Origin of the sequence: Streptomyces sp. NBC_00996, from assembly GCF_045162675.1 — a bacterium.
Taxonomy (GTDB): domain Bacteria; phylum Actinomycetota; class Actinomycetes; order Streptomycetales; family Streptomycetaceae; genus Streptomyces.
In genome coordinates, this window is sequence record NZ_CP108723.1 from 394,850 (window position 1) to 417,050 (window position 22,201).

A 22,201-nucleotide genomic window follows, 5' to 3' on the forward strand; every position below is an offset into this window, starting at 1 on the left:
CCCGGACGCGTCCGGGGCATGGGCCAAGTGGCCCGTCCCTCGGCCCTTGTGCGGGACCGACCGGGGGTTCGTAGCCCCTGCTCACTGATGAGGAACGGTTGCTGTCCGGCTTCAGCCTCCCGGCGCCTCGATCGCGGGCAGTGGTACTCGCCAGGTCAACAGCGCACCACCGCCTTCGGAGCTGCGCACCTCGAGCAGACCGCCGAGCTGCTCCGCTCGCTCAGCCATGTTCCGCAGTCCACTGCGGCGGCCATCGGGTGGGATGCCCACGCCGTTGTCCGAGACTGTCAGGGTCACCTCGTGGCCGTCGGTGGTCAGCACCACCTGGGCGTGGTCCGCGTGGGCGTGCCGGGCGATGTTGGTGAGCGCCTCGGAGAGCACGGCCATGACGTGGTCGCCGATCGCTCGCGGCACATTTGTGTCGACCAGGCCCTCCATGCGCACGCTGGGCGCGAAGCCCAGCAGCGGAGCCGCCTCGCCGACCGCGCGGACGGCCTGTGCCCGCAGTCCGCTCCCTACGGTGCCCTCGGGTACTCGCAGCCCGAAGATCGTGGACCTGATGATCTTGATGGTCTCGTCGAGGTCGTCGACGGCCCGCAGGACCCGCTCGGAGGCCTCCGGGTGCTCAATGAAGCGGCCCGCACTCTGCAGCGTCATCCCGGTGGCGAACAGTCGCTGGATGGCCAGGTCGTGCAGGTCCCGCGCGATGCGGTCGCGGTCCTGGAGTACCGCGATCTGCTCGGCGTCCCGCCGGCGTTCGGCCAGTTCCATCGCGACCGCAGCCTGTGCGGCGAAGCCCTGGAGCATCTCGGTCACCTTCTCCGAGAACACGGGTCGGCCGGCCTCGCGCGCAAGCAGAACCACGCCCCGGGCAACGCGCTCCCCCGTGCCGATGGGGACGGCGACGGCAGGGCCGAGTCCGGCGAAGCGCGGTGGTTCCGGGGAGATCCGTGCGTCGTGAGCGACGTCTTCGCTGGCGGCCGGGGCTCCGGTGGAGTACGCCAGTCCCACCAGGGTTTCGTGCATGGGCAGCACCAGCCCCCGGTGTGCTTCCGCATCCATCCCGACGGCGATCTCAACGGTGAGCGACTTCGTCTCGGCCATGGGCATCGCAACCGTCGCCAGGGCAGAACCCGTGATCTCCCGGGCCCGTTTTGCGATCAGGTTCAGCGCTTCGGAGCGTGCGCTGCCGGACATCAGGCTATGGGTGATCTCCACGTTCGCCCGCAGCCAACGCTCACGCAGCCGGGAGTCCTCGTACAGGCGGGCGTTGTCGATGGCGACGCCGGCAGCCACGGCCAGTGTGGAGAGCACTGACTCGTCCTCCTCGTCGAATTCCGCGCCGCCGCGCTTCTCGGTCAGGTACAGGTTGCCGAAGACCTGGTCGCGGACCCGGATCGGGACACCGAGGAGGCTGTTCATCGCCGGATGGTTCGGTGGGAAGCCGTGGGAGGCCGGGTGCTCCGAGATCCTCGTAAGCCGGAGCGGCTCGGGGTGACGGATCAGCTCGCCGAGGATGCCATGGCCGTCCGGATACGGGCCGATCTCGGAGATCTCCTCCGCGGTGACGCCCACCGTGTGGAAGGCGGACAGCCGTGTACCGTCCGGTCCGATGATGCCGAGGGCGGCGTACCGGGCGTCCACGAGGGCTGCGGCCGCCTCGAGGATGGAGCGCAGCACCTGCTCCAGATCCAGCTCACGGCCGACGGAGAGCACCGCCTGCATCAGACTGTGCACCCGGTCCCGGGTCCCCCGGGCCATGTGGATCCGGGCCTGCAGCTCCTCCAGCAGCTCGTCGAGCTTCAGCTGCGGCAGTGATACGCGGGGCTCCACCGGGCTTGCCACCACACTCCTCCCGGTCCCTCGGCGCGTGCGGCGGGAACCGTCGGATTGTTTCGCTTCCACCGTATCGGTCCCCAGTGGAAGCCGGTACGCACTCGCGGTGGGCGGCTCCTGCGGCCAAGGCCCCGCGCACCGCAGCCCGCGAGTCAGCGCTTGGGGGCCAATCGGCCCACCTCAGCGGACTGAGAGCACCTCCCCGGCGGCCCTGTCCCGTCCCACGCTGGAGACGTATGAGACCGCGGAGCCGAGCTGGAGGCGTATGAGACCGCGGAGCCGAGGAGAGTCGTCATGAGCCGTTACGTCTACGGCTTCCAGGACGGCGGCCACCTGGCCGAGGCGCCGACCGCATCTTCCCGACGCTGCCCACCGCGGTAGACGCGTACCGGGCCTGGTGCCGCGACCGCTGAGCTCTCGTGCCAGGCCGACGGGAGGCCAAACGCCCCGCCCTGGGGCCAAGGGGCCCCTTCTGTACCGGGCACAGGCTGGAAGCAGTAGAACCGCCCGCCGAGGACCTCAGCGGGTCAGCATGTACGCCACCCCGCATATCGTCAGCGATGTCATGACCCACACGGTCGCCTCCGTCGGCCGGTGGGCCTCGTTCAAGGTGATCGTAGGGATGATGCAGGACTGGCAGGTCAGCGCCCTGCCCGTACTCGAAGGCGAGGGGCGGGTCGTCGGCGTGGTCTCCGAGGCCGACCTGCTGCCCACGGAAGAACTCCGGGACAGCCCCGAGGAGGGCTACACACTGCTGCGCCGACCCGCCGACGTCGCGAAGGCCGGTGCGGTTACGGCGGGGGACCTGATGTCGTCGCCCGCAATCACCATCCGGGCGAACGCCACCCTCGCCGAGCCGCGCGGATCATGGCTCGCGAGAAGGTCAAGCGGCTGCCCGTGATCGATGAAACCGGTCTGCTGGAGGGCGTCATCAGCCGCGCCGACCTGCTCAAGGTCTTCGTGCGCGACGACGAGGACATCGCCGAGGAGATCCGGCGTGAAATCGTGTCGTATCTCTTCTCGCCGCCGTCCTCGGCCATACAGGTGGACGTGCACGACGGAGTCGCCACACTGACAGGCAGGGTCCGCGATACCGCCCTGGTGCCCGTGGCCGCGCGCCTGGTACGGGCCGTCGAGGGAGTGGTGGACGTGGAGTTCGACCTCACCCGGGGGGCAGGTGTGCGCTAGGCGGTGCTCGCCAGTCGTAAGAGGTGCTCGTCACCGGGTGAGTGAGGTTTCGTCGGCCCTGGTACGTTCGGCACCTGCGGGTGATGATCGGCTTCGTGGACAGCTCACAGTCTGTCCCGTCCCCAGGGACCAAGGGGTCATCATGTCCGAGACACGCACCTTCACGGAGCGGACCCGATCCGCGTGTTCCTGCTGGCCGACCACGAGGTCGTACGACGTGGCCTGACAGACCTGCTCGACGCCGAGCCGGACATCACGGTGGTCGGTGACGCCGACACCTCTGAACAAACCCTTGTCCGCGGACCGCCCCTGTGCCTGCACGTCGCCGTGCTCGACGTACCTCTCCCGGGCGGCGACGGCATCTCGGTCTGCCGTGAACTGCGCGACCGGCTGCCGGAGCCGGCATGTCTGATGCTGACCTGCACGACGAGGACGCCCTGCTCGACGCGATCACGGCGGGAGCCTCCGGGTTACGTCCTGAAGCCCATTGGGCTCCGACCTGGGTGCCGGCGGTCCACACCGTCGCCACCGCACAATCGATGCTCGCCCCCGCGACAACGGCCCGGCTCATGCGGTCGCTGCGGGCAGACCCGGCCGAGACACCGGCGTTGCCGCCGGCTGTGGCGAGCCCGTCGCCCGGGGAACGGAACATCCTCGCCCTGGTCGGCGACGGCCTGACCAACCGCGAGATCGGCAAGAGGCGGTTGTCGGAGAAGACTGTCAGGAACCACATCTCGCGGCTGCCGGCCGAGATGAGCGTGCAGCGCCGCCTCCAGGCGGCGGTCCTCGCCTCCCCCCCTCGAGCGGCAGGAGACCGGGGACCACTTCACGCATTGATCGCGATCAGGGAGCCCGTAGTCAGGCGGCGGTGAGCAGGTTCTTCACCTCGACGACGTCGGCGATGTTTTCCACCTCCGCCACCAGCCGGGCCGTGGTGGCCGACGGCATCCGTCCCGTCAGCTCCACGATGCCGTCATGGACGGCTACCTCCACCGTGGCGCGGTCTCCCGGCGGGCAACAGCCCTCGATCCTGGCCTCGACCTCCGCCCGTATCCCTGCGTCGTCCCTGATGAGGGCCTGGAGCAGCGCGTTGCGGCGTACAACCCCGACCAGGCGGCCCGTGCCATCGGTGACCGGGAGCCGCTTGAGCCGGGACAGTGTGGCCAGCCAGGCGGCCTCGGCGACGGTCGCGCCCGGGAGCACCGTGACTGCGGGGCTCGTCATCAGGTCGGCGGCCGTCTCCCCGCGGGCCTTGCTGTGCATCCGTCGCTCGCGCAGCACTCCGATGCGTCCTGGCCGGTGGCCTGAAGCCTCGAAGGCCACTTTCGCCAGCAGATCGGACTCCGAGACGACGCCGACCACGTGGTCCTCGGCGTCCACGACCGGTACGGCGCCGACCTGCTCGCGCGCCAGCAGGCGGGCGATGTCGCGGTACGGCAGGTCGTCGCGCAGGGAGGCGGCGGGCACGTCCATCACGTCCCGCACCAGCGGGACCCGGGCTTCGGGTGGCGAAGGTTGTTGCGAGGCCGCGGCGGCCGCCGGTGCCGGGCGGGCGGTGCCGCCCGCAGGGGCCTGCTCTGCGGGGCGCGCGTGTTCGGCCGCAGCTGTGGCCACGGCTCCCAGATAGCGAAGCAGCATGTCCTGCTGGTCCGTCTCGCCGGGGCTCCAGGGGCGGGCGGGCAGGTCCTGCCGGGCCTCGGACTCCGCGGAGAAGTTCTCGTGTTTGTTCACGGCGGCCTCCGGACTCCGTCGAGTTGCCTACTGTCCCAGTCTTTCGCTTCGGCCGCCGTCGCCAAGTGCCGAACGGCCCTGGTGGAACGGCGTGACGGCCCTATCCGGTGCGGGGCGGAAGAGGAACGGTGAGACTGAAAGAGCAGCCGACCGGCAGGAGGCCGCCGATGAGCCTGCGGGACTTCCTGGAACGGTTCCGTCCGGTGGGAACGCCGGGAGCGTCCGCCACCGGCGTGCCCGCCGACCGTACGGCTGAACGGGCCGCGGAACTGGAGCCCGCCCTCGCACGGCTGACGGGCGTACAGCAGGAGGCGGCGGGCATCCGGGCCGCTGCTGAGGAGGCGGCCGAGGCCGTCCGGCACGACGCCGCGCGGGACGCGGAACGCGTCGTGGCGGCCGCCCGTGAGCGTGCTCCCGAGGTGCGCCGCCAGGCCGCGGAACCCATCCTCCGAGAGGCGCGGCAGGAGGCTGAGGGCATTCGCGCCGCCGGAGACCGCGCTGCCTCGGCGGTCCGGGAGCGGGCCGGGGCGTGTACGCCGGATCTGGTGGATCGTGCGGTGGCCGACGCGCTGCGCCTGGTAGTCGGGGCGGGCGAAGCGCCATGAGTGCCGGCTGGGTGGCCGGGGCGGTGCGGGCCAGGGCCCTTGTCGACCGGTACCCGGGTGCCGGCGGGGCGCGGGAGATCGCGGCCTGTGCCACGCTCGACGACGCCCTGCAGCGCTTGGCGGGGACCCCGTACTCCAGGTATGCGCGGACGGCGGTGGGCCTGCCCGAGGCCCAGCGGGCGGTGACCGCAACGCTCCTGTGGCATCTGCGGGTGCTGGCCGGCTGGCTGCCCAGGGACGGTGCCCGCCTGCTCGTTCCGCTCGCCGCGGGGTTCGAGATCGCCAACGTGACCTCCCGGCTGCTCACACAGGGCAGTCACCGTACGAAGGCCCCGGAGCCGTACCGGCTCGGCGCGCTCGAGACGGCCTGGCGGAGTTTGGAACATGCCGGAACACCCGCGGAACTGCGGGCTGCGCTCACCGCCTCACCGTGGGGCGATCCGGGCGGCGACACGCCCTGGGCACTGGTCACCGGCATGCGGATGGCCGCCGCACGGCGCACCGCCCTCGCCGTACCACCCGCGCGCCGCTGGGCCGAGGGGCGCGCCGCTCTGCTGATGGCCCGTGAACTGTTCGTGTACCAGCGCTCTTTGCCGAGGCCCGTGCGGCGTGACGCGGCCCGGCTGCTCGGGACGCGGGCACCGTCCGCAGCCTCGTACCAGGAGTTCCGCGAGGGCCTCCCCTCGGCGGCCCGTTGGGCCGTGGCGGACGTGGCGGAGTTGGGCGGGCTGTGGCGGGCCGAGGCAGCCTGGTGGCGGAGAGTGCAGAACGACGGCGCGGTGATGCTGCGGGACGGCCGGTTCGGCCCGCGCGTGGTCGTGGGCGCGGTCGCGGTGCTGTCCGTGGACGCCTGGCGGGTGCGGGCAGCGCTGGAGTCGGCGGCGCGTGGCGGACGGCCCGGGGAGGTGTTCGATGCCCTGGCCTGAGGCGATGGCGCCGGTCCGGATGCGCCGTGTGGCAGTGGTCGTGCCGCAGGCGGCCCTGCGGGACGCGCTGGTGCGGATCGCCGAGGCGGGATGCGTGGAGCTGGACCGCGCCGAAGAGGCACATCCGGGAGCGGCGGCGCTGCGGCTGCGGCGGCTGCGAGGACGTGCCACGACGGCCGAGCCCGAAGGCGCTGTCCCAGCCGTCCTGGCCGCGGACGTGCCCGACCTCGATCTTCTCGAAGAGCGGCGCAGCGTCGAACTGCTGGAGGGCGAAGCCCAGTTGGAGGAACGCGCGGAGGGCGTCGTACGGCGCGGTGAGGTGGCCGCGCTGGCCGGCTGGTGCCCGGCCGCCGAGGTGCCCCGTGTAGCGGGCCGACTCGCCGCCGCAGGAGGCGCACTGGTGCCGCTGCCGTCCCCACGCGGCACCGATCCGCCGACGCTGCTTCAACCGGGCAGGCCCGTCTCCTTCACGCCGCTGGTGACGACTTACGGGACACCGGCGTACACAGACCTCGACCCGTCGTGGCCGGCGGGCCTCGCCTACGTCGCGATGTTCGGGATCATGTTCGGTGACGTGGGGCACGGAGCACTACTGTTGCTCGGCGCGCTCGCGCTGCGCGTCGGGCGGCCCCGTCGGCTCGTGCGGCTGAGCCGGCTGTGGCCCTTCTTGGCGGGCGCTGGAGTCGCCGCCATGCTCGCGGGGGCCGCATACGGAGAGTTTTTCGGTCCGACCGGGCTGCTGCCGGTGCTGTGGCTGAGCCCGTTGGACAGCCCTGCCCGCCTGTTGGCCGCCGCAGTGGTCTTCGGAGCGGGACTCCTTGCCGTCGCGCATGCCGCCGGCGCGGTCAACCGCGTGCGTGAGAACGGCTGGGGCACGGCGTTGTACGCGGCGTCCGGCTGCGCCGGGCTGCTGTTCTACTTGGGGCTGGCGCTGGCCGCGACGGGCCTGCTCCTGCACCGGCCGCCCGCGGCCGTCGCCGGGGCCACACTCGCCGTAATGGGGCTGGCGCTGGCGGCCTTCGGCCTGTTCCGGGCTACCGCGGGCGGCGGCGCCGGGTGCGCCGAGACGGTTGTACGACTGTTCGACGTTGTCGTGCGTACGGGCACCAACACCCTGTCGTTCGCCCGGCTCGCGGCCTTCGGCCTCACTCACGCCGCGCTCGCCGACCTGGTGTGGCGCGGCACCACCGGCCTGGCCGGGCGCGGTGCCGCCGGAGTCGCGGGGGCGGTGCTGCTGTTCACCGTGGGCACGGCCCTCTCGTTCGGCCTGGAGGCCCTGGTGGCCGGTGTGCAGGCCCTGCGGCTGGAATTCTACGAACTCTTCTCCCGGCTCTTCGAGACGGAGGGCCGCCCGTTCCGTCCGTGGCACGTTCCCCCGGCGGAACCTGCCGACAGCACTACGAAGGTGATCCCATGCTCACCTGGCTGATCGTCCTGCCGGTCCTGGCCGCGGTGCTCGGCACCGTCCGGCTGCTGCGGCGGCGCCGGGCCAGACACGCCTTCCGCTGGCTGCTGGCCACGAACCTCGCCCTGTTGGGCGGCGCATGTGCCGTCCTCGGCACGGCGCTCGCGGGTCCCGCGCAGGCGTCGGCGCAGGCTGCCTCGTCTGGCGGGGTCAACGGATCTGCTCTGATCGGAGCCGCCATCGCCGTGGCCGGAGCCTCGCTCGGGGCCGCGATCGCGGTCGCCTACACGGGCGCCGCGGCCCTGGCAGCGCTGAGTGAGCGACCGGAGATGTTCGGCCGGGCGATGGTGATCGTCGGTCTGGCGGAGGGCATCGCCGTGTACGGCCTGGTGGTCGCGATCCTGCTGATCGGAAAGGCATGACGATGGGTAGCGTCGCCGCCATCGGCGCACGGACCAGCGTGTGCGGTCTGGCCCTGGCAGGAGTCGACGTGCTGGTCGCGGAAGATCCGGACGCCGTCCGCCGAACCTGGCGGACGCTCCCGGGCACAGTCGACCTCGTGATCCTCACGGCCGAGGCCGCCGAAGTGCTGGGGGTCGAGGCGATGACGCCCGTCCCTTCCCGGCCGCTGACCGTGGTGATGCCCTGATGGCCGCGCCGGTGGACGCACTGGACCCCGTGCGCGCCGAGTTGCTGCGCGCGGCACGGGCCTGGGCCGACGCCGTCCTGGAACGAGCGCGAGCCGACGCGGAGGAAACCCTGCGCGCAGCACGCAGCACCGCTGATGAGGTGCTCACGCGGGCCAGGGACCTCGGCGAGGCCGACGGCACCGCCGGGGCGACCCGGGAGCGGGTGCGAGCAGTGCAGGACTCCTGGGCCGTGGAACTCGCGGTTCGCTCCGAGGTCTACGCCGAACTCAGGGCCGCGGTCCGCGCAGGCGTGCGCCGAGCTCTGTCGGAGGGTGCCGTACCGCAGGCCCGACTCGCCGAGGCGGCGCGGGCGCTGTTGGGGAGGCAGGCGCGGGTCACGGCTGCCGCGGAGGGTGGAGTGAGGGCCGAGGTGCCCGGCCGACGGGTCGACCTGTCGGCGGATGCTCTCGCCGACCGTGCCCTGGAACGGCTGGGTGTGCAGGCCGAGACGCTGTGGAGGCCGCCGTGACCGCACCCAGCAGCCCACAGGCAGGCCCGCAGGCCACGCGTACCGGCGCAGGGCCCCTCCAGACGTCCGGCTCACGGATCCTCCGGGTCGCCGGCTCTCTGGTGGAGTTCGTCTGCCCCGCTTCGGTTGCCATGCACGACCTGGTCGTGCTCGGCGCCGCCCGGCTGCCGGGCGAGGTGGTCGCCATCCGCGGCGACACGGCCACCGCCCAGGCGTACGAGTACACCGGTGGACTGGCCCCTGGGCATCCTGCGGAGCCCCAAGGCCGCCCGCTGTCAGTGCGCCTGGCCCCGGATCTGCTCGGCGGCGTGTACGACGGTCTGCTGCGCCCCCTGGCCGGTGCCGGCGACCTTCTCATGACCAGCGGGCCGAGCGAAGCACTGGAACTGCCTACTTGGTCGTTCACACCACGGGTGGCCGAGGGAGCGCGGGTCGCGGCCGGGCACGTCCTCGGGGAGATCGGGGCGAGCGTACCGCTGCGGCTCCTGGTGCCTCCGGACCGCTCGGGCGAGGTGACCCAGGTCGCGGCGGCGGGCGAGCACTCCGCCGAGGCCGTGCTCGCCGTCGTGGGCGGGCACGACGTGCGGATGGCACAGTCCTGGCCCGTGCGCAGGCCGCGGCCGGTCGCGCAGCGGTTGCCGGCGGACCTGCCACTGAACACCGGGCAGCGGGCTGTGGACCTGCTCTTCCCGGTGGCCCGCGGCAGCACGGTCGCCGTGCCGGGCGGCTTCGGCACCGGCAAGACCATGCTGCTGCAGCAGATCGCCAAGTGGTGCGACGCCGACGTGATCGTCTACGTCGGGTGCGGCGAGCGCGGCAACGAGATGGCGGACGTCATCGAGGAGCTGGCCGAGCTGACCGATCCACGTACCGGTGGCCGTCTGGCGGATCGGACCGTGACGATCGCGAACACCTCCAACATGCCGATGATGGCCCGCGAGGCGAGCGTGCACACAGGTGCGACGGTCGCCGAGTACTTCCGCGACATGGGCCTGGACGTCGTCCTGATCGCCGACTCGACCTCCCGCTGGGCGGAGGCGCTGCGCGAATTCGCCTCCCGCATGGGCGAACTCCCCGCCGAGGAGGGCTATCCGGCGGGGCTCGGCTCCCAACTGGCCGCTTTCTACGAGCGGGCCGCCGCGGTGCGCACTCTCGGCGGCGCGAGCGGCTCCGTCACGGTCATCGGCGCCGTGTCCCCGCCCGGCGGCGACCGCACGGAGCCGGTCACGGCGCACACGGAACGCTTCGTACGGTGTCTGTGGAGCCTGGACCGCGATCTCGCCTACGCACGGCACTACCCGGCCGTCTCCTGGGCGTACTCCTTCTCGCGGGACGCCACCGCGCTGGCCACCGCACACGCCCGGGCCGGTGACCCCGAGTGGGCCGCGCGACGCGGACGGGTGGCGCTGCTGCTCGCCGAGGCCGACAGGCTGGCCGACCTCGTCGAGTTGGTCGGTATCACGGCTCTGCCGTCCCGGGAGCGGATCAGCGTGCTGGCGGGAACGCTGCTGCGTGAGGCCCTGATCCAGCAGAGCGCGCTGTCACCGGCGGACGCCTACAGCGCCCCCGAGAAGACCGCGGCTCTCGTGGAGGCCGTGCTGACAGTGATCGACCGCTGTCTGGAACTGGTGGACAGCGGTACCCAGGCGGACACCGTCGAGGCGGTCGACTTCACCCCGCTGCTGCGAGCACGCGAAGCGGCCGGTCCGACGGAGACCGCTCCCGTGGCGGCGGCCCGGGACCGTGTGCTGGCCCAGCTCAAGGAGGCGGCATGAGCGGCCTCGTCGGCATCGAGTACACGGGCGTACGGGAACTGCGTGGCCCGCTCGTGGTCATCGAAGGCGTGAGCGGGGTCGGCTGGGACGAGTTCGCGGTGATCGTCCTCGACTCCGGTGAACGACGTCACGGGCTGGTCCTGGAGGTGGACCGGGATCTCGCGGTGGTGCAGGTCCTTCAAGGCACGGCGGGCATGGACCGGACCGGCACCCGCATCGCCTTCTCCGGCATGCCGCTGCGGATCCCGGTCGGCACCGGATGGCTGGGGCGGGTGTGCAATGGGCGGGGCGAGCCGGCCGACGGTGGACCGCCGGTGCTGGGCGCGTCGCACGCCGCGGTCGGCGGCGCCCCGATCAACCCGGTGCGCCGGGAACCGCCGAACGAGCCGGTACTCACCGGCGTGGGCGCCGTGGACGTGCTCACCACGCTGGTGCGGGGTCAGAAACTGCCGGTGTTCTCGGCGGCCGGGCTGCCGCATCTGGAGCTGGCTGTGCAGATCGCGGCACAGGCGACGTGCGGCGGCGAGGCGTTCGCGGTGGTGTTCGCCGGCATGGGGCTCACGCACGCCGACGCCGCATTCGTCCGTGACGGGCTGGCCGCCCGCTCCGCCGCACGGCAACTGGCCCTCCTCATCAACACGGCCGACGACCCGGTGATCGAACGGTTGCTCACCCCTCGCCTCGCCCTGACCGTCGCCGAACACCTGGCGTTCACCGAGGGCCGTCACGTCCTGGTGGTGATGACCGACATGACGGCCTACGCGGAGGCGCTGCGCGAGGTGTCCGCTGCGAGGGGCGAGATCCCGGCCCGCCGGGCGTACCCGGGCTACCTCTACAGCGACCTCGCGTCCCTTTACGAGCGCTGCGGCAGGATCAGGGGCCGCCCGGGGTCGGTGACCGTGCTGCCGGTGCTCACCATGCCGGCGGGCGACATCACCCACCCCGTGCCGGACCTCACCGGTTACATCACCGAGGGGCAGATCGTGCTGTCCGCAGAGGTGTACGGCACCGGCACGTACCCACCCGTCGATCCGCTCGCCTCACTGTCGCGTCTCATGCTGAAGGGAACCGGAGCGAAACGCACGCGCGCGGACCATCCTGCCGTCGCCGCGCAGTTGATCGCTGCGCTGGCCCGGTCTCGGCAGGTGAGGGAACTCGCCGACCTGATCGGGCGCTCGGCACTCAGCCCGACCGACCTGCGCCACCTCGACCTCGAGGACGCCTTCCGGCACCGGTTCCTCGCCCAAGGACCGGACGAGAACCGGTCCTTGAACGAGTCCCTGGACCGGGCCTGGGAGGTGCTGCTCACCCTGCCACGCAGCCAGCTCGGCATGATTCCGGCGGACCTGCTCGACACCCATGCCCCGCTGCGGGACGAGGAGCCGTCGTGAGCACGCACGGGCGCCGGGTGCCGCCGGGACGGGCCGGACGGCTGCGGCTTCGCCGCAACCTCGCCACCGCGCTGCGCGGAGCAGACCTGCTGGAACGCAAGCTCCGGCTGCTGCTGGACCGGGAGCGCGCGGAACGACAGGCGGCCGAGGATGCGGGCTCGGCATGGCGGGAAGAGCTGGCCGACGCCGACACCTGGTTGGTGCGCGGGGTGCTGCTCGGCGGCGAACAGGGGCTGACTCAGGCGGTACCCGCGGACCGAGCGCGCGTCGACGTCGAGTGGGCCGCGCTGATGGGCGTACGCCATCCCGCGGGCGTGACCTGGAGGGCCCCCGTCCGCTCCCCGCCGGAGCCGACACCGCCCAACACCGCGCTCGCGCACGCCGAGACGGCCTACCGTGCCGCAGTCCGCGCCGCGGCGGAACACGCCGCCCACCGGACAGCCGCCGAACTGCTCGCCGCCGAAGCCGAACGGACCCGGCAGCGGGTGCGCGCCCTGCGCCGACACTGGATCCCCCGGCTGCAGCGCGAACTGGCGGCGGTGGAGCTGGCGTTGGAGGAAGCCGAACACGAGGAAGCGGTACGCCGCCGCTGGGCCGCTTCCCACGGCGCCCGGTGATGGCGCAGCGAGGAGCGCACGGCGGTGGCGGGCCCATGCCGGGGCCCGCCACCGCCGTCAACTGTCGTCAGTTGCCGTGCTGGATCTCGACGTGCTTGGCCTCCGCCTTCTCGGCGCCCAGACCGACGCTGACGGTGAGCATGCCATCGGTGTAGTCGGCCTTGACGTCGTCCTCGTCGGCGCCGGGCGGCAGCGTCACGCTGCGGCTCATCGCGCCGTACCGGATCTCGCTGTGATCCTTCGCCACTTCCTTCTCAGTACGTTCGGCCTGGACGGTCAGCACCCCGTCACTGATGAAGACGTCGATGTCCTCAGGTGACATGCCCGGAAGCTCCGCTCGCATCACATAGCGGCCGTCCTCCGTGTACGCCTCGATGCGAACCGTGTACAGGTCACCCATCGTGGGCATCGCGAACCGGGCCGGAAGGTTCTCGAACCAGTCCGACATCTCCGGGAAAGCGAACCTCTGCCTGCGTGTCAGTGTGGCCATCGCCCGTACCTCCTCGGCTGTTGCCTAACCTGTCGACACCTCCAGTCCAGCGCGCACGGGCCCGTACCGCTGAGGCCGAACAGCCCATGCCAGGGGTCCCTGAAGTCCCTTTCCTCCCGCGCGTGGGTGGTCAGACTGATGAGGAAGGGACGACCACATTCGGCGGCGATCACCATGTCCGACGTCACTACCATCGATCTCTACGAAGTGACCATGGCCATGTCCTACCTCCAGGAGGACATGTGGGCTCCGGCCACCTTCAGCCTCTTCGTCCGCGACCTCCCACCCGGCCGGGGCTTCCTGGTCGCCGCAGGGCTGGAGCCCGCCTTGGACTTCCTGGCCGACTACCGCGTGGAACGGGAGGATGTCGAGGGGTTCGCGGACGCGCTGCACCGCCCGGTACGGGATCTCGAACCGCTCCTCGGCCTCGCCTTCGAAGGCGAGGTGCGCGCCGTGCCGGAGGGCCGTGAGGTGTTCTCCGGTGAGCCGCTGCTGGAGGTGACCGCCCCGCTGCCGCAGGCCCAGCTCGTCGAGACCTACCTACTGAACCAGGTCTGCCACCAGACGGTGGTGGCGTCCAAGGCGGCCCGTTGCGTCCTGGCCGCCGCCGGGCGGCCTGTGGTGGACTTCTCGCTTCGCCGCACGCACGGCCCCTGGGCCGGCTACCACGCGGCCCGGCTGGGTGCCCTGGTGGGCTTCGCCGGAACCAGCAACGTCGCCGCCGCCGTCGCCCTGGGGTTCCCGGCCTCGGGCACCATGGCGCATTCGTACATCGAGGCGTTCCCCGGCGAGGAAGAAGCCTTCCGGGCCTTCGCGCGCAGTCATCCCGGCCCGGTCACTTTCCTTGTCGACACCTACGACACCGAGGAGGGCGTGCGGATCGCGGCCCGGGTGCTCGGAGATCTGGGGCGCGGTCCCGGCTGCGCGATCCGGCTGGACAGCGGAGACCTCGACGCGCTCTCGCGCCGGTCACGCGCACTTCTCGACGCAGCGGGGCTGGCCGACGTATGGATCGTGGCGAGCGGCGGGCTCGACGAGTACGGCGTCGCCCGGCTGGTGCGCACCGGTGCGCCGATCGACGTGTACGCCGTGGGAACGCGCGTGGGCGTGGCCGCGGACGCCCCGTACCTGGACGCGGCGTACAAGCTCGTCGAGTACGACGGCCGCCCAGTGATGAAGCTGTCCTCGGCGAAGGTCACGGCCCCGGGCCGCAAGCAGGTCTTCCGCCGCCCCGGGCAACCCGACGTCATCGCGCTGTGGCGGGAAGAACCGCCGGAGACGGCACGGCCTCTGCTGCGCACGGTGATGCACGGCGGACGTCGGACGGGGCCGCCGGACCGCTGGCAGCACGCCCGCGACCGGTTCCGCGAGGACATCGCCGGTCTTCCCGGCCCGGCGCTTCGCATCGAGGACCCCGAACCGGTCCGGCCGGTCCGGTCCCGGGCTCTGGAGGACCTGACGGCCATGGTACGCGCGGACATCAAGGCACGGTTCCGCCCGGACCGCCTCGCCGCTGCCTCCAGCTCCTCGGCGCTGTCAGCCGGCGCACCATGAACGGCCCTGCGGTGGGCCGACAGGGACGAGGCGAGGACCAATGGCCCCTGGAACCCCGACCGCGCCAGGTCTTCGATGAGATCGGCGGCGCTGCTCCGCGCCGCCGCAGGGAGGAGGCGAGCGAGATGTCCGCTCCCGCACCGACAAGGAAGCACGACCGGACCATGCCGAGTACCGGACCCGAGGCGACCGGCACCTCGATGCGCGCCCAAGTGGGCGACGAGATCGTCGTACGCGGCACAACAGCCGGGATCGTGGCCCGGGACGGCGAGGTCGTGGGGCTCCACCATCCGGACGGCAGCCCGCCGTACGACGTGCGCTGGGCCGAGGACGGACGGGTGACCCTGTACTTCCCCGGGCCCGACGCCTGCATCAGGCATCTGGCGCCTGCGCCGCACCCGGCAAGCGCGTCTGCGCACGCATCGTCAGCTCCCGACGAGCTCGTGACTGGAGGCGGCCATGTCGCGGCCCGGTGATCGCCGGCCGATCGTGGTGGGTGTCAATCCCGATCCCAGTCGGCAGACGGCGCTGGCCTGGGCGGCCGACGAGGCCGCCCGCCGTCGGCTGCCGTTGCGGCCGGTCCACGTCGAGGGCGTGCCGACCAGGGGCTATCGGGGGCGAGAGATCCCGCCCTCCTGGGAGGAATGGAACGCGGCGCTGCACAAGGCCGGAAAGCAGGTGCTCGAAGAAGCCGCGGACTTCGTCACGGCGCGGCACCCGCAGATCGAGGTGGACGCTGTGCTCGCGGAGGGCGACCCCGTATGGGTGCTGCGGGAGCAGAGCCGCGAGGCCACGGCTGTCGTGCTGGGCTCGCGACATCTGAGCCGGGCTCAGGAGGTCTTCGGCTCCGCCTCGGTCGCCCTGCCGGTCATGGCCCACGCGCACTGCCCCCTGGTCGTCGTGCCCGAGCCCGAGCACATCACCCAGGAACCCGCGTACTGCGTCGTCGGCGTCGACGGCAGCGAACACTCGGCCGCCGCGGTCGACGTGGCATTCGAGGAGGCGGCCCTGCGCGGCGCCGAGCTGCGGGCCCTGTATGTCTGGGAGGCAGGTCCGCTCAGGATCTTCGACGAGTACGCCCCGCAGCAGGAAGCCCGCCGGTTGCTCTCCGAGACCGTGGCCGGCCGTCACGACCGCTATCCAGAAGTGGACCTGCACCACGAACTGGTGGTCGGACATCCCGTGCAGGTGCTCACCGACGCCTCCGCCCACGCGCTGGCCCTGGTGGTGGGGACCCGGGGCCACGGAGGCTTCACCGGCATGCTGCTCGGCTCGGTCAGCCAGGGAGTGCTGCACCACGCCCGCTGCCCCGTCATCGCCGTTCCGTCTCGACCGACGTGAGGCCCAGGCGGCACGCCCGTACAGAGAAGGGAAGCCACTGTGACTGCACAACCCTTGGACGTGCAAGCCGTCTCCGCGATCCTGGCGAGGCCGCGGCGGCACCCTCCCCGCACAACGCACGGCCCTGGAGGTTCCGCTTTCTGCACGACAGCGCCGTCCTGCGCCCGTACGCCGACCTGGAGCGAACTCCGCCGCAAACCGATCCGGACGAAGCGAGGCCTGCATCTCGGTTGTGACGCCGCGCTCTTTGACGCGGACGACGGCCTCCAAGTGGCCTACCGGATGTTCCGCCGCACCGGCGTGCGCCGCCTTCGGTCCCCAACGGGAGCCGGGTGATGGGGATGCTGACGATCGCCGACATGTTCCTGTACGTCTTCCGGCGACTGGCCGACCTGCTCGGTCCCCTCGCCCGGCGCGTGCTCCAGGAGCCGCCCGGGCCACCCAAGGTAGTTGGAGCCCCGCATGACCCCTGAACCGGCCAAGCGGGAAGCGATCCCGCATCGCGCGCCCGGTACAACCGCGCTGTGCGACAGCGACCCGCCGACGGACGACGTGGCCTCGGCCACCGGCCCACCCCGGGACCGACCCGGCGCGCTCGGCCCGTCCATCACGTCCCTGCCCGTCCCGGACGTCTTCGCCGCCCTGGACGGTTCCCCCCGCGGTCTCACCCACGCCGAGGCCGCCACACGGCAGGCCCGCTACGGCCCCAACGAGCTGCCCAGCGTGGGCCGCGGGCATGTGTGGAGGCGGCTGGTCGCACAGTTCACCGACCTCTTCGCGGTGGTGCTGCTCGTCTCCTCCGCGATCACCTTCCTCGCCTACGCACTGGAGCAGCCCCGGGATCCGGCAACGCTTCAGCTGGCCCTGGCGATCCTCGGCGTCGTCCTCCTGAACGCGGGCATCGGTTTCGCCCAGGAGTACTCCGCCGAGCGCACGGCGGAGTCCCTGCAGGCGATGGTGCCGCACACGTGCCGGGTACTGCGGGACGAGGAACCGCGGGAGCTGCCCGCTCGGGACCTGGTTCCCGGCGATGTCGTGCTTCTGGAGGCCGGGGACGCGGTGTCGGCCGACTGCCGGCTGGTCGAGGCGCACGAAGTCGCCGTCAACAACGCGGCACTCACAGGCGAGAGCGATGCCGTAGCGCGGGTTGCCGAACCGGTGCCGGCGGGGCCGCCGCTGGAGGCACGCAACTGCGTGTTCATGGGCACCGACGTGGTCGCGGGCACGGGCAAGGCGGTTGTGTCCGCCACCGGGGCGGCCACAGAGTTCGGGAGAATCTTCCGGCTCACCGCCGCGGCCCCCCGCCAGGTGACCCCACTGCAACGCCAGGTCGCGGCCATGGCCCGCCGGGTGGCGGGGGTCGCGCTGGCGACCGGGGCCGTCCTGTTGGCGGTGCGCGTGCCCAGCGGGCAGCCGTTCGTCGACACATTCGTCTTCTCTCTCGGAGTGATGGTCGCCCTCGTTCCGGAGGGTCTGCCGGCGACGCTCTCGGTGTCGCTGGCGATCGGTGTACGCCGTATGGCCCGTCGGCACGCGCTGGTCAAGCAATTGCTGGCGGTGGAGGCGCTCGGCTCGACCAGCGTGGTGTGCACCGACAAGACCGGGACACTCACGCAGGCCGAGATGACCGTCGTACGCGTGTGGGCGAACGGCGCGTCGCACGCCGTGGCGGGGGTGGGATACGAGCCTGTCGGCGAGGTCGCCGAGGCCGGCTCCGTGCAGGAGCTGCTGCGGACGGCGGCTCTGTGCAGCAACGCCCGGTTGGTGTCGCCGACGGGCCGGGACGGGTGGCGAGTGCTCGGCGACACCACTGAGGGCGCACTCGTGGTGGCCGCCATGAAAGCAGGCCTGGATCCGGCGGTGGAGGAGGCCCGAACGCCACGGGTGGCGGAGTTTCCCTTCGACTCCGTCCGCAAGCTGATGAGCACCGTGCACCGGGAGGGAGACGGCACGTACAACGTGTGCGTCAAGGGCGCGCCCCTGGAGCTGCTCGCCCGCTGCGACTCCATCGACCGGGTGGGCACGCGCACGCCGCTGACGGAAGGCTCCCGCGCCGAGGTGGTCGCGGCCGCGGACGACATGGCCGGGCAGGGCCTGCGCGTGCTGGCGGTCGCCCGGCGGCGGGTAACGGGGCGTCGCCCTGCACTCGGGGACGTCGAATCGGAGCTGACCCTGCTGGGACTCGCCGGGATGTACGACCCGCCACGCCCGGAGGTGCGGGACGCGGTGGACGCGTGCCGACGGGCCGGGATCCGCATCGTCATGGTCACCGGCGACCATCCCCTGACCGCGGAGGCCGTCGCCCGCCGCGTCGGCATCGTACGGGGACCGGCCCCGTCGGTGGTGACGGGCGCGCAACTGGACGCACTGGACGACGGCGCCCTGGACGGACTGCTGGCGGCGTCCACCGAACTGCTGTTGTGCCGAGTGAGTCCCGAGCACAAGATGCGCGTGGTCACCGCGCTGCAGCGGCGCGGTGAGGTCGTCGCCGTCACCGGGGACGGCGCCAACGATGCGCCCGCCCTGAAACATGCGGACATCGGTGTCGCCATGGGGGCCTCCGGCACGGATGTCGCCCGTGAGGCAGCTGTGATGGTGCTGCTCGACGACTCCTTCGCCTCCATCTCCACCGCGGTGGGGCTGGGCCGTTCTGTCTACCGCAACATCCGCAAGTTCCTGATCTATCTGTTCAGCCACAACATCGCCGAATTGGTGCCGATCCTCGCGGCGACCTTCGCCGGGTTCCCGCTGGTACCGATCACGGCCGTGCAGATTCTCGCCATCGATCTGGGCTCCGACGTACTGCCCGCGCTCGCGCTCGGCGCAGAGCCGATGGAAGCCGACGTCATGGACAGCCGACCGCGACCGCGCCGGGAACGGCTCTTCTCGACCGCCGTGATGGGCCGAATCCTCTTCCTCGGCGGCATCCAGGCCCTCGGTGTGTGCGCCGTCTTCTTCTGGCACATCCACGCCTCCGGCATCCCGTACGCGGACTTCACCAGGGACGATCCCGTCTACCGGGAGGCGATCACCATGGTCCAGGCCGGCATCGTCGTCAGCCAGTTCTTCAACGCCCTCGCGGTGCGCACCGACCGGCAGAGCGTCTTCCGAGCAGGTCTGCTGTCCAACCCCTGGCTGATCGGCGCCGGTTGCGTCGGCATCGCGCTGATGGCCGCCATCAGCTACGCACCGCCACTGCAGGCGATCTTCAACACCGCGCCATTGGCCCCCGCCGACTGGGCGGTTCTCGCCGGGTTCGGCGCACTGTTGCTGGCCGCCGAGGAAGCCCGTAAGTGGGTGCTGCGGCGGCGGAGGAGGCCCCCGAAGGGAGGAGGGACATGATGAGAGTGGTCATCGTGGGCTGCGGCCGGGTCGGTTCCACCCTCGCAGCACAGCTCGTGGCCGAAGGCCACGACGTGCGTCTCGTCGACCGGCAGCCCAAGGCGCGCAGGCTGCTGCCACCGGGCTTCCCTGGCACCTTCCACCTGGGCAACGGCTTCAGCCGCTCCGTGCTGGAAACGGCCGGGGTCGTGCACGCGGACGCGTTCGTCGCGGTCACCTCGGGGGACAACAGCAACATCGTGAGCGCCCGGACCGCCAAGGACACGTACCGGGTTCCGGTGGTCCTCGCCCGTATCCACGACCCGAGCCGCGCCGACATCTGCCGGGACCTGGGCATCCCGACGATCTCCAGCGTCCGCTGGGCCGTCGGCCGCATCCACCAGATGCTGCTGCACCGCCACCTCACCCCCGAACTCTCCTTCGGCAACGGCGAGACCCTCCTGTTCCGGTCCCGGCTGCCGACCTATCTCACCGGACGGCAGCTGACCGAGTTCGATGTCGACGGAGAGATCCGCGTCGTGGAGATCACCCGCGCCGGACGCTCGCTGCTGCCCGCCCATGGTGTCCTCGCCGAACCCGGCGACCTCGTCACGTTCGCCGTCGCGGCGACCGCGCTGGGCCGTCTGCGCGGCTTCCTCGACAAGGAGCTGGGAACGTGAAGGTCTTGATCGCGGGCGCGGGCCGCCTTGGCACTCAGATCGCCCAGGTGCTCTCCGCCGCACGCAACGATGTCACCCTCATCGAGCACGACGAGGACCGCTTCGCAGAACTCGAAGGCATGCCGTCCGTGCACCTGGTGGGCGGGGACGCCTGCGAGCCCGCACTCCTGGAGCGTGCGGGTGCGCTCACCTGCGACCTCGTCGTATCCGCCACCGGCCGGGATGAGGACAACCTCGTCATCAGCCTGCTTGCCAAGCGCCGGTTCGGCGCCGGACGGGTGGCGGCGCGCGTCAACGACGCAGAAAACGCCTGGCTCTTCGACCCACGCTGGGGGGTGGACGTAGCCGTACCCGCGACCACCCCGCTGATCTCACTGATCGAGGAGGCCACTGGTGCCACGGACACGGTGGCGCTGTTGCGGCTGAGCAAGGCGGGCGTCGAAGTCATCGAGACAGCGATCACGGAGGAGTCCCGGGCCGCGGGGCACATGCTGGGGGAGATCACGCTGCCGGCCGGTACCGTCGTCGCCACCGTCGTCCGCGACGGACATCCCACGGTGCCGAGCCCAGAGGTACGGCTCTTGCCGGGCGACGAACTCCTGCTCGTCTCGCACGAGGCCACCGAGCAGGAGATCCATGCAGTCTTCCAGTGACCGGCCCGGGCCGTCCCGCGCCCCCGCTCAGGTCACGACGTCTCGGAGCGCACGATGACGACCGGGCAGTTCGCGTGCTGTGACACGTGCTGGCTGACGGAACCGAGCAGGGCGCGGGCGAACCCGCCCCTGCCCCGGCTGCCCACCACCAGGACCTCTGCTCCCTCGGCGGCCCGCAACAGGACGTCGGCGGGGTTGCCGTGCACCACGTGTGTCCTGACAGACCCGGCCGCGTCCGCGCCCAGCACGTCGGTCAGTTCTTGTCGCATCCGCTGCCGGGCATCGTCCTCGTCGACATCCACGTCCACGGCGGGGGCCGACCAGCCGTACAGCCCCGCCAGCTCCCATACGGCGACCGCGTCCACGGTGCCGCCCACAAGGCCCGCGTAGCGAACGGCCCATCGCAGGGCCGCGTACGAGGACGTCGACCCGTCGACACCGACCACGACCCTCGGCTCGGAGACATCCTTGTCCATCTGCCCCACCTCTCCTACGGCTCTCACGGCGCCCGACCGGTCGTACCTTCTTCGCCTTCACCACCTTGTGCCCGGTATCACCACGCCGCGAGAGATGCAGCTCCAGGCGTATGACGGATGGCACTCTGGTCAGCTTTCGTGGCGTGCTGCCCATCCGGGTTCCACTCGCTCCCATTCCCGGGTCCACTGGTCGAGGCAGCGGCGGTCGAGGGACCTGTTGACCGCCCACCACGCGCCGAAAGCGGCGGCCACGCCGCCGAACGCGGTCGCGAAGCCCACCGCCACGCCGGCGGTCATCGAGAGATCCCGGGCGAGTGGCGGCGCGGAGATGTCACCGCGGGCGTCCAGCCACACGGTCGCCGCGGCCCCTCGCTGCGACCAGGCCCGCACCGGCGTGACTCCGGTATGGCCGCCCTCTTGATCACTCCACCGGACGAGGGCATGGAATCCAGGCTGGGCACCGGGGCGGTCGCGATCCGGCTTCGCATCCGAAAGCAGGCGTGCGCTGACCGAGTGAAGCAGCGCCACCTGCGCCTGGCGCTCATGTGCATAGTGGCTGTATGCCGCGTACCCAGCACGCACCGTCGCCAGAGGCAGCGCCACGGCGGCGGCGACCGCAAAGAAGGTGCGAAGCCTCCGCTCCAGCCTATCTACCGGCCGCTCCAGGGGGTTCCGGGCTACCTGAGGTCCAAGCGGAGCGCGCTTTCCGCGTGGACCGGAGGCGGTTCGGTGGCCAGGGAGATGCGGTGTCGGCATGGCACGGCCCTCCGCTCTGGAGTCGTCGGTTCCGATACCGTTCCACCCTCTCGCGCCACAGAGCGGCCTGGTACGGGCCCGACGGTCCTCGTGAGTGCCGTTCGGCCCCACAGGGCGGAACGGTTCGGAAGCGATGCTGGGCGTATCAGGACCGCGACCCGGCGGGTGGAGAGGATCGATGAGCAAGTGCAGGCGAGCCAAGCGGGTGGCCGAACGCGCCAGTGGCAGCGCCCGGTTGCCGTCGCAGGTCGCGGCCGCGCGGGCGACGGGCGGCTCTGTCCGTTCGAGTACCCGCGGC

The 22,201-nt window shown here is 71.7% G+C and carries 21 protein-coding genes and 2 pseudogenes; 18 read left to right on the forward strand and 5 right to left on the reverse strand.

Annotated elements, in window-relative coordinates:
* Positions 1 to 111: 111 nt before the first annotated feature.
* The gene (locus tag OG390_RS01990; RefSeq protein WP_406164691.1) at positions 112 to 1,845 is read right to left on the reverse strand and encodes a GAF domain-containing protein; all 1,734 of its coding nucleotides are present in this window, start codon (positions 1,843 to 1,845) and stop codon (positions 112 to 114) included.
* A 523-nt stretch (positions 1,846 to 2,368) separates the two neighbouring features.
* On the opposite strand from OG390_RS01990, the pseudogene OG390_RS01995 reads away from it, so the two are divergent.
* Positions 2,369 to 3,024: pseudogene (locus tag OG390_RS01995) on the forward strand (CBS domain-containing protein).
* Positions 3,025 to 3,166: 142 nt separating this feature from the next.
* Positions 3,167 to 3,861, forward strand: a pseudogene (locus OG390_RS02000) (response regulator).
* A gap of 21 nt (positions 3,862 to 3,882) precedes the next feature.
* Here OG390_RS02000 and OG390_RS02005 read toward each other — a convergent pair.
* Positions 3,883 to 4,755, reverse strand: a complete 873-nt coding sequence (locus OG390_RS02005) for a CBS domain-containing protein (protein ID WP_406164692.1) — start codon at positions 4,753 to 4,755, stop codon at positions 3,883 to 3,885.
* A gap of 167 nt (positions 4,756 to 4,922) precedes the next feature.
* Here OG390_RS02005 and OG390_RS02010 point away from each other — a divergent pair, with 167 nt between their 5' ends.
* From OG390_RS02010 to OG390_RS02050, 9 genes are read left to right on the forward strand one after another with little or no spacing between them, the layout of a single operon-like run.
* On the forward strand, positions 4,923 to 5,360 hold the full coding sequence (locus OG390_RS02010) for a hypothetical protein (RefSeq protein WP_406164693.1): 438 nt from the start codon (positions 4,923 to 4,925) through the stop codon (positions 5,358 to 5,360).
* Complete coding sequence (locus tag OG390_RS02015; RefSeq protein WP_406164694.1) at positions 5,357 to 6,286, forward strand: hypothetical protein; 930 nt, start codon at positions 5,357 to 5,359, stop codon at positions 6,284 to 6,286. The genes OG390_RS02010 and OG390_RS02015 overlap by 4 nt, the downstream gene beginning before the upstream one ends.
* Positions 6,273 to 7,715 carry a V-type ATPase 116kDa subunit family protein gene (locus tag OG390_RS02020; RefSeq protein ID WP_406164695.1) on the forward strand — a complete coding sequence of 481 codons (1,443 nt, stop codon included), beginning with the start codon at positions 6,273 to 6,275 and terminating at the stop codon, positions 7,713 to 7,715. Before OG390_RS02015 ends, OG390_RS02020 begins: the two co-directional genes overlap by 14 nt.
* Positions 7,700 to 8,113, forward strand: a complete 414-nt coding sequence (locus OG390_RS02025) for an ATP synthase subunit C (RefSeq protein ID WP_406164696.1) — start codon at positions 7,700 to 7,702, stop codon at positions 8,111 to 8,113. The genes OG390_RS02020 and OG390_RS02025 overlap by 16 nt, the downstream gene beginning before the upstream one ends.
* A complete protein-coding gene (locus OG390_RS02030; RefSeq protein WP_406164697.1) occupies positions 8,110 to 8,340 on the forward strand; it encodes a V-type ATP synthase subunit F in 231 nt (76 codons plus the stop codon). Before OG390_RS02025 ends, OG390_RS02030 begins: the two co-directional genes overlap by 4 nt.
* Positions 8,340 to 8,849, forward strand: a complete 510-nt coding sequence (locus OG390_RS02035; RefSeq protein WP_406164698.1) for a hypothetical protein — start codon at positions 8,340 to 8,342, stop codon at positions 8,847 to 8,849. Before OG390_RS02030 ends, OG390_RS02035 begins: the two co-directional genes overlap by 1 nt.
* On the forward strand, positions 8,846 to 10,624 hold the full coding sequence (locus OG390_RS02040; protein WP_406164699.1) for a V-type ATP synthase subunit A: 1,779 nt from the start codon (positions 8,846 to 8,848) through the stop codon (positions 10,622 to 10,624). The genes OG390_RS02035 and OG390_RS02040 overlap by 4 nt, the downstream gene beginning before the upstream one ends.
* Positions 10,621 to 12,015: a V-type ATP synthase subunit B gene (locus OG390_RS02045; protein ID WP_406164700.1), complete on the forward strand. Its 1,395-nt coding sequence runs from the start codon at positions 10,621 to 10,623 to the stop codon at positions 12,013 to 12,015. Before OG390_RS02040 ends, OG390_RS02045 begins: the two co-directional genes overlap by 4 nt.
* Positions 12,012 to 12,632 carry a V-type ATP synthase subunit D gene (locus tag OG390_RS02050; RefSeq protein WP_406164701.1) on the forward strand — a complete coding sequence of 207 codons (621 nt, stop codon included), beginning with the start codon at positions 12,012 to 12,014 and terminating at the stop codon, positions 12,630 to 12,632. The genes OG390_RS02045 and OG390_RS02050 overlap by 4 nt, the downstream gene beginning before the upstream one ends.
* A gap of 67 nt (positions 12,633 to 12,699) precedes the next feature.
* On the opposite strand, the gene OG390_RS02055 is transcribed toward OG390_RS02050, so the two are convergent.
* A complete protein-coding gene (locus tag OG390_RS02055; protein WP_406164702.1) occupies positions 12,700 to 13,122 on the reverse strand; it encodes an Hsp20/alpha crystallin family protein in 423 nt (140 codons plus the stop codon).
* A 174-nt stretch (positions 13,123 to 13,296) separates the two neighbouring features.
* Between OG390_RS02055 and OG390_RS02060 the strand changes: the two genes are divergently transcribed.
* From OG390_RS02060 to OG390_RS02090, 7 genes are all read left to right on the forward strand, one after another.
* Positions 13,297 to 14,676: a nicotinate phosphoribosyltransferase gene (locus OG390_RS02060; RefSeq protein ID WP_406164703.1), complete on the forward strand. Its 1,380-nt coding sequence runs from the start codon at positions 13,297 to 13,299 to the stop codon at positions 14,674 to 14,676.
* Positions 14,677 to 14,840: 164 nt separating this feature from the next.
* Positions 14,841 to 15,152 carry a DUF1918 domain-containing protein gene (locus OG390_RS02065; protein WP_406164704.1) on the forward strand — a complete coding sequence of 104 codons (312 nt, stop codon included), beginning with the start codon at positions 14,841 to 14,843 and terminating at the stop codon, positions 15,150 to 15,152.
* Positions 15,136 to 16,017: a universal stress protein gene (locus tag OG390_RS02070; protein WP_406164705.1), complete on the forward strand. Its 882-nt coding sequence runs from the start codon at positions 15,136 to 15,138 to the stop codon at positions 16,015 to 16,017. The genes OG390_RS02065 and OG390_RS02070 overlap by 17 nt, the downstream gene beginning before the upstream one ends.
* 335 nt (positions 16,018 to 16,352) lie before the next feature.
* Entirely contained in the window at positions 16,353 to 16,490 is a 138-nt protein-coding gene (locus OG390_RS02075; RefSeq protein ID WP_406164706.1) for a hypothetical protein, read from the forward strand.
* Positions 16,480 to 19,359, forward strand: a complete 2,880-nt coding sequence (locus OG390_RS02080) for a cation-translocating P-type ATPase (protein WP_406164707.1) — start codon at positions 16,480 to 16,482, stop codon at positions 19,357 to 19,359. The genes OG390_RS02075 and OG390_RS02080 overlap by 11 nt, the downstream gene beginning before the upstream one ends.
* Positions 19,359 to 20,018 carry a potassium channel family protein gene (locus tag OG390_RS02085; RefSeq protein ID WP_406177452.1) on the forward strand — a complete coding sequence of 220 codons (660 nt, stop codon included), beginning with the start codon at positions 19,359 to 19,361 and terminating at the stop codon, positions 20,016 to 20,018. Before OG390_RS02080 ends, OG390_RS02085 begins: the two co-directional genes overlap by 1 nt.
* On the forward strand, positions 20,015 to 20,671 hold the full coding sequence (locus tag OG390_RS02090; protein WP_406164708.1) for a potassium channel family protein: 657 nt from the start codon (positions 20,015 to 20,017) through the stop codon (positions 20,669 to 20,671). Before OG390_RS02085 ends, OG390_RS02090 begins: the two co-directional genes overlap by 4 nt.
* Positions 20,672 to 20,703: 32 nt before the next feature.
* Here the strand turns inward: OG390_RS02090 and OG390_RS02095 are convergent, their stop codons facing one another.
* Together OG390_RS02095 and OG390_RS02100 are read right to left on the reverse strand one after the other, a co-directional pair.
* Positions 20,704 to 21,147, reverse strand: coding sequence for a universal stress protein (locus OG390_RS02095; protein WP_406164709.1), 444 nt, complete (start codon positions 21,145 to 21,147; stop codon positions 20,704 to 20,706).
* Between the two features lie 129 nt (positions 21,148 to 21,276).
* Entirely contained in the window at positions 21,277 to 21,537 is a 261-nt protein-coding gene (locus OG390_RS02100; protein WP_406164710.1) for a hypothetical protein, read from the reverse strand.
* Positions 21,538 to 22,201: the final 664 nt, after the last annotated feature.

Excerpts from the sequence above, each read along its gene's own strand:
- OG390_RS02010 (WP_406164693.1), top strand. The coding sequence starts at position 4,923 with ATGAGCCTGCGGGACTTCCTGGAACGGTTCCGTCCGGTGGGAACGCCG.
- OG390_RS02015 (WP_406164694.1), top strand. The coding sequence starts at position 5,357 with ATGAGTGCCGGCTGGGTGGCCGGGGCGGTGCGGGCCAGGGCCCTTGTC.
- OG390_RS02020 (WP_406164695.1), top strand. The coding sequence starts at position 6,273 with ATGCCCTGGCCTGAGGCGATGGCGCCGGTCCGGATGCGCCGTGTGGCA.
- OG390_RS02025 (WP_406164696.1), top strand. The coding sequence starts at position 7,700 with ATGCTCACCTGGCTGATCGTCCTGCCGGTCCTGGCCGCGGTGCTCGGC.
- OG390_RS02030 (WP_406164697.1), top strand. The coding sequence starts at position 8,110 with ATGACGATGGGTAGCGTCGCCGCCATCGGCGCACGGACCAGCGTGTGC.
- OG390_RS02035 (WP_406164698.1), top strand. The coding sequence starts at position 8,340 with ATGGCCGCGCCGGTGGACGCACTGGACCCCGTGCGCGCCGAGTTGCTG.
- OG390_RS02045 (WP_406164700.1), top strand. The coding sequence starts at position 10,621 with ATGAGCGGCCTCGTCGGCATCGAGTACACGGGCGTACGGGAACTGCGT.
- OG390_RS02055 (WP_406164702.1), bottom strand. The coding sequence starts at position 13,122 with ATGGCCACACTGACACGCAGGCAGAGGTTCGCTTTCCCGGAGATGTCG.
- OG390_RS02060 (WP_406164703.1), top strand. The coding sequence starts at position 13,297 with ATGTCCGACGTCACTACCATCGATCTCTACGAAGTGACCATGGCCATG.
- OG390_RS02065 (WP_406164704.1), top strand. The coding sequence starts at position 14,841 with ATGCCGAGTACCGGACCCGAGGCGACCGGCACCTCGATGCGCGCCCAA.
- OG390_RS02070 (WP_406164705.1), top strand. The coding sequence starts at position 15,136 with ATGTCGCGGCCCGGTGATCGCCGGCCGATCGTGGTGGGTGTCAATCCC.
- OG390_RS02075 (WP_406164706.1), top strand. The coding sequence starts at position 16,353 with ATGGGGATGCTGACGATCGCCGACATGTTCCTGTACGTCTTCCGGCGA.
- OG390_RS02080 (WP_406164707.1), top strand. The coding sequence starts at position 16,480 with ATGACCCCTGAACCGGCCAAGCGGGAAGCGATCCCGCATCGCGCGCCC.
- OG390_RS02085 (WP_406177452.1), top strand. The coding sequence starts at position 19,359 with ATGAGAGTGGTCATCGTGGGCTGCGGCCGGGTCGGTTCCACCCTCGCA.
- OG390_RS02095 (WP_406164709.1), bottom strand. The coding sequence starts at position 21,147 with ATGGACAAGGATGTCTCCGAGCCGAGGGTCGTGGTCGGTGTCGACGGG.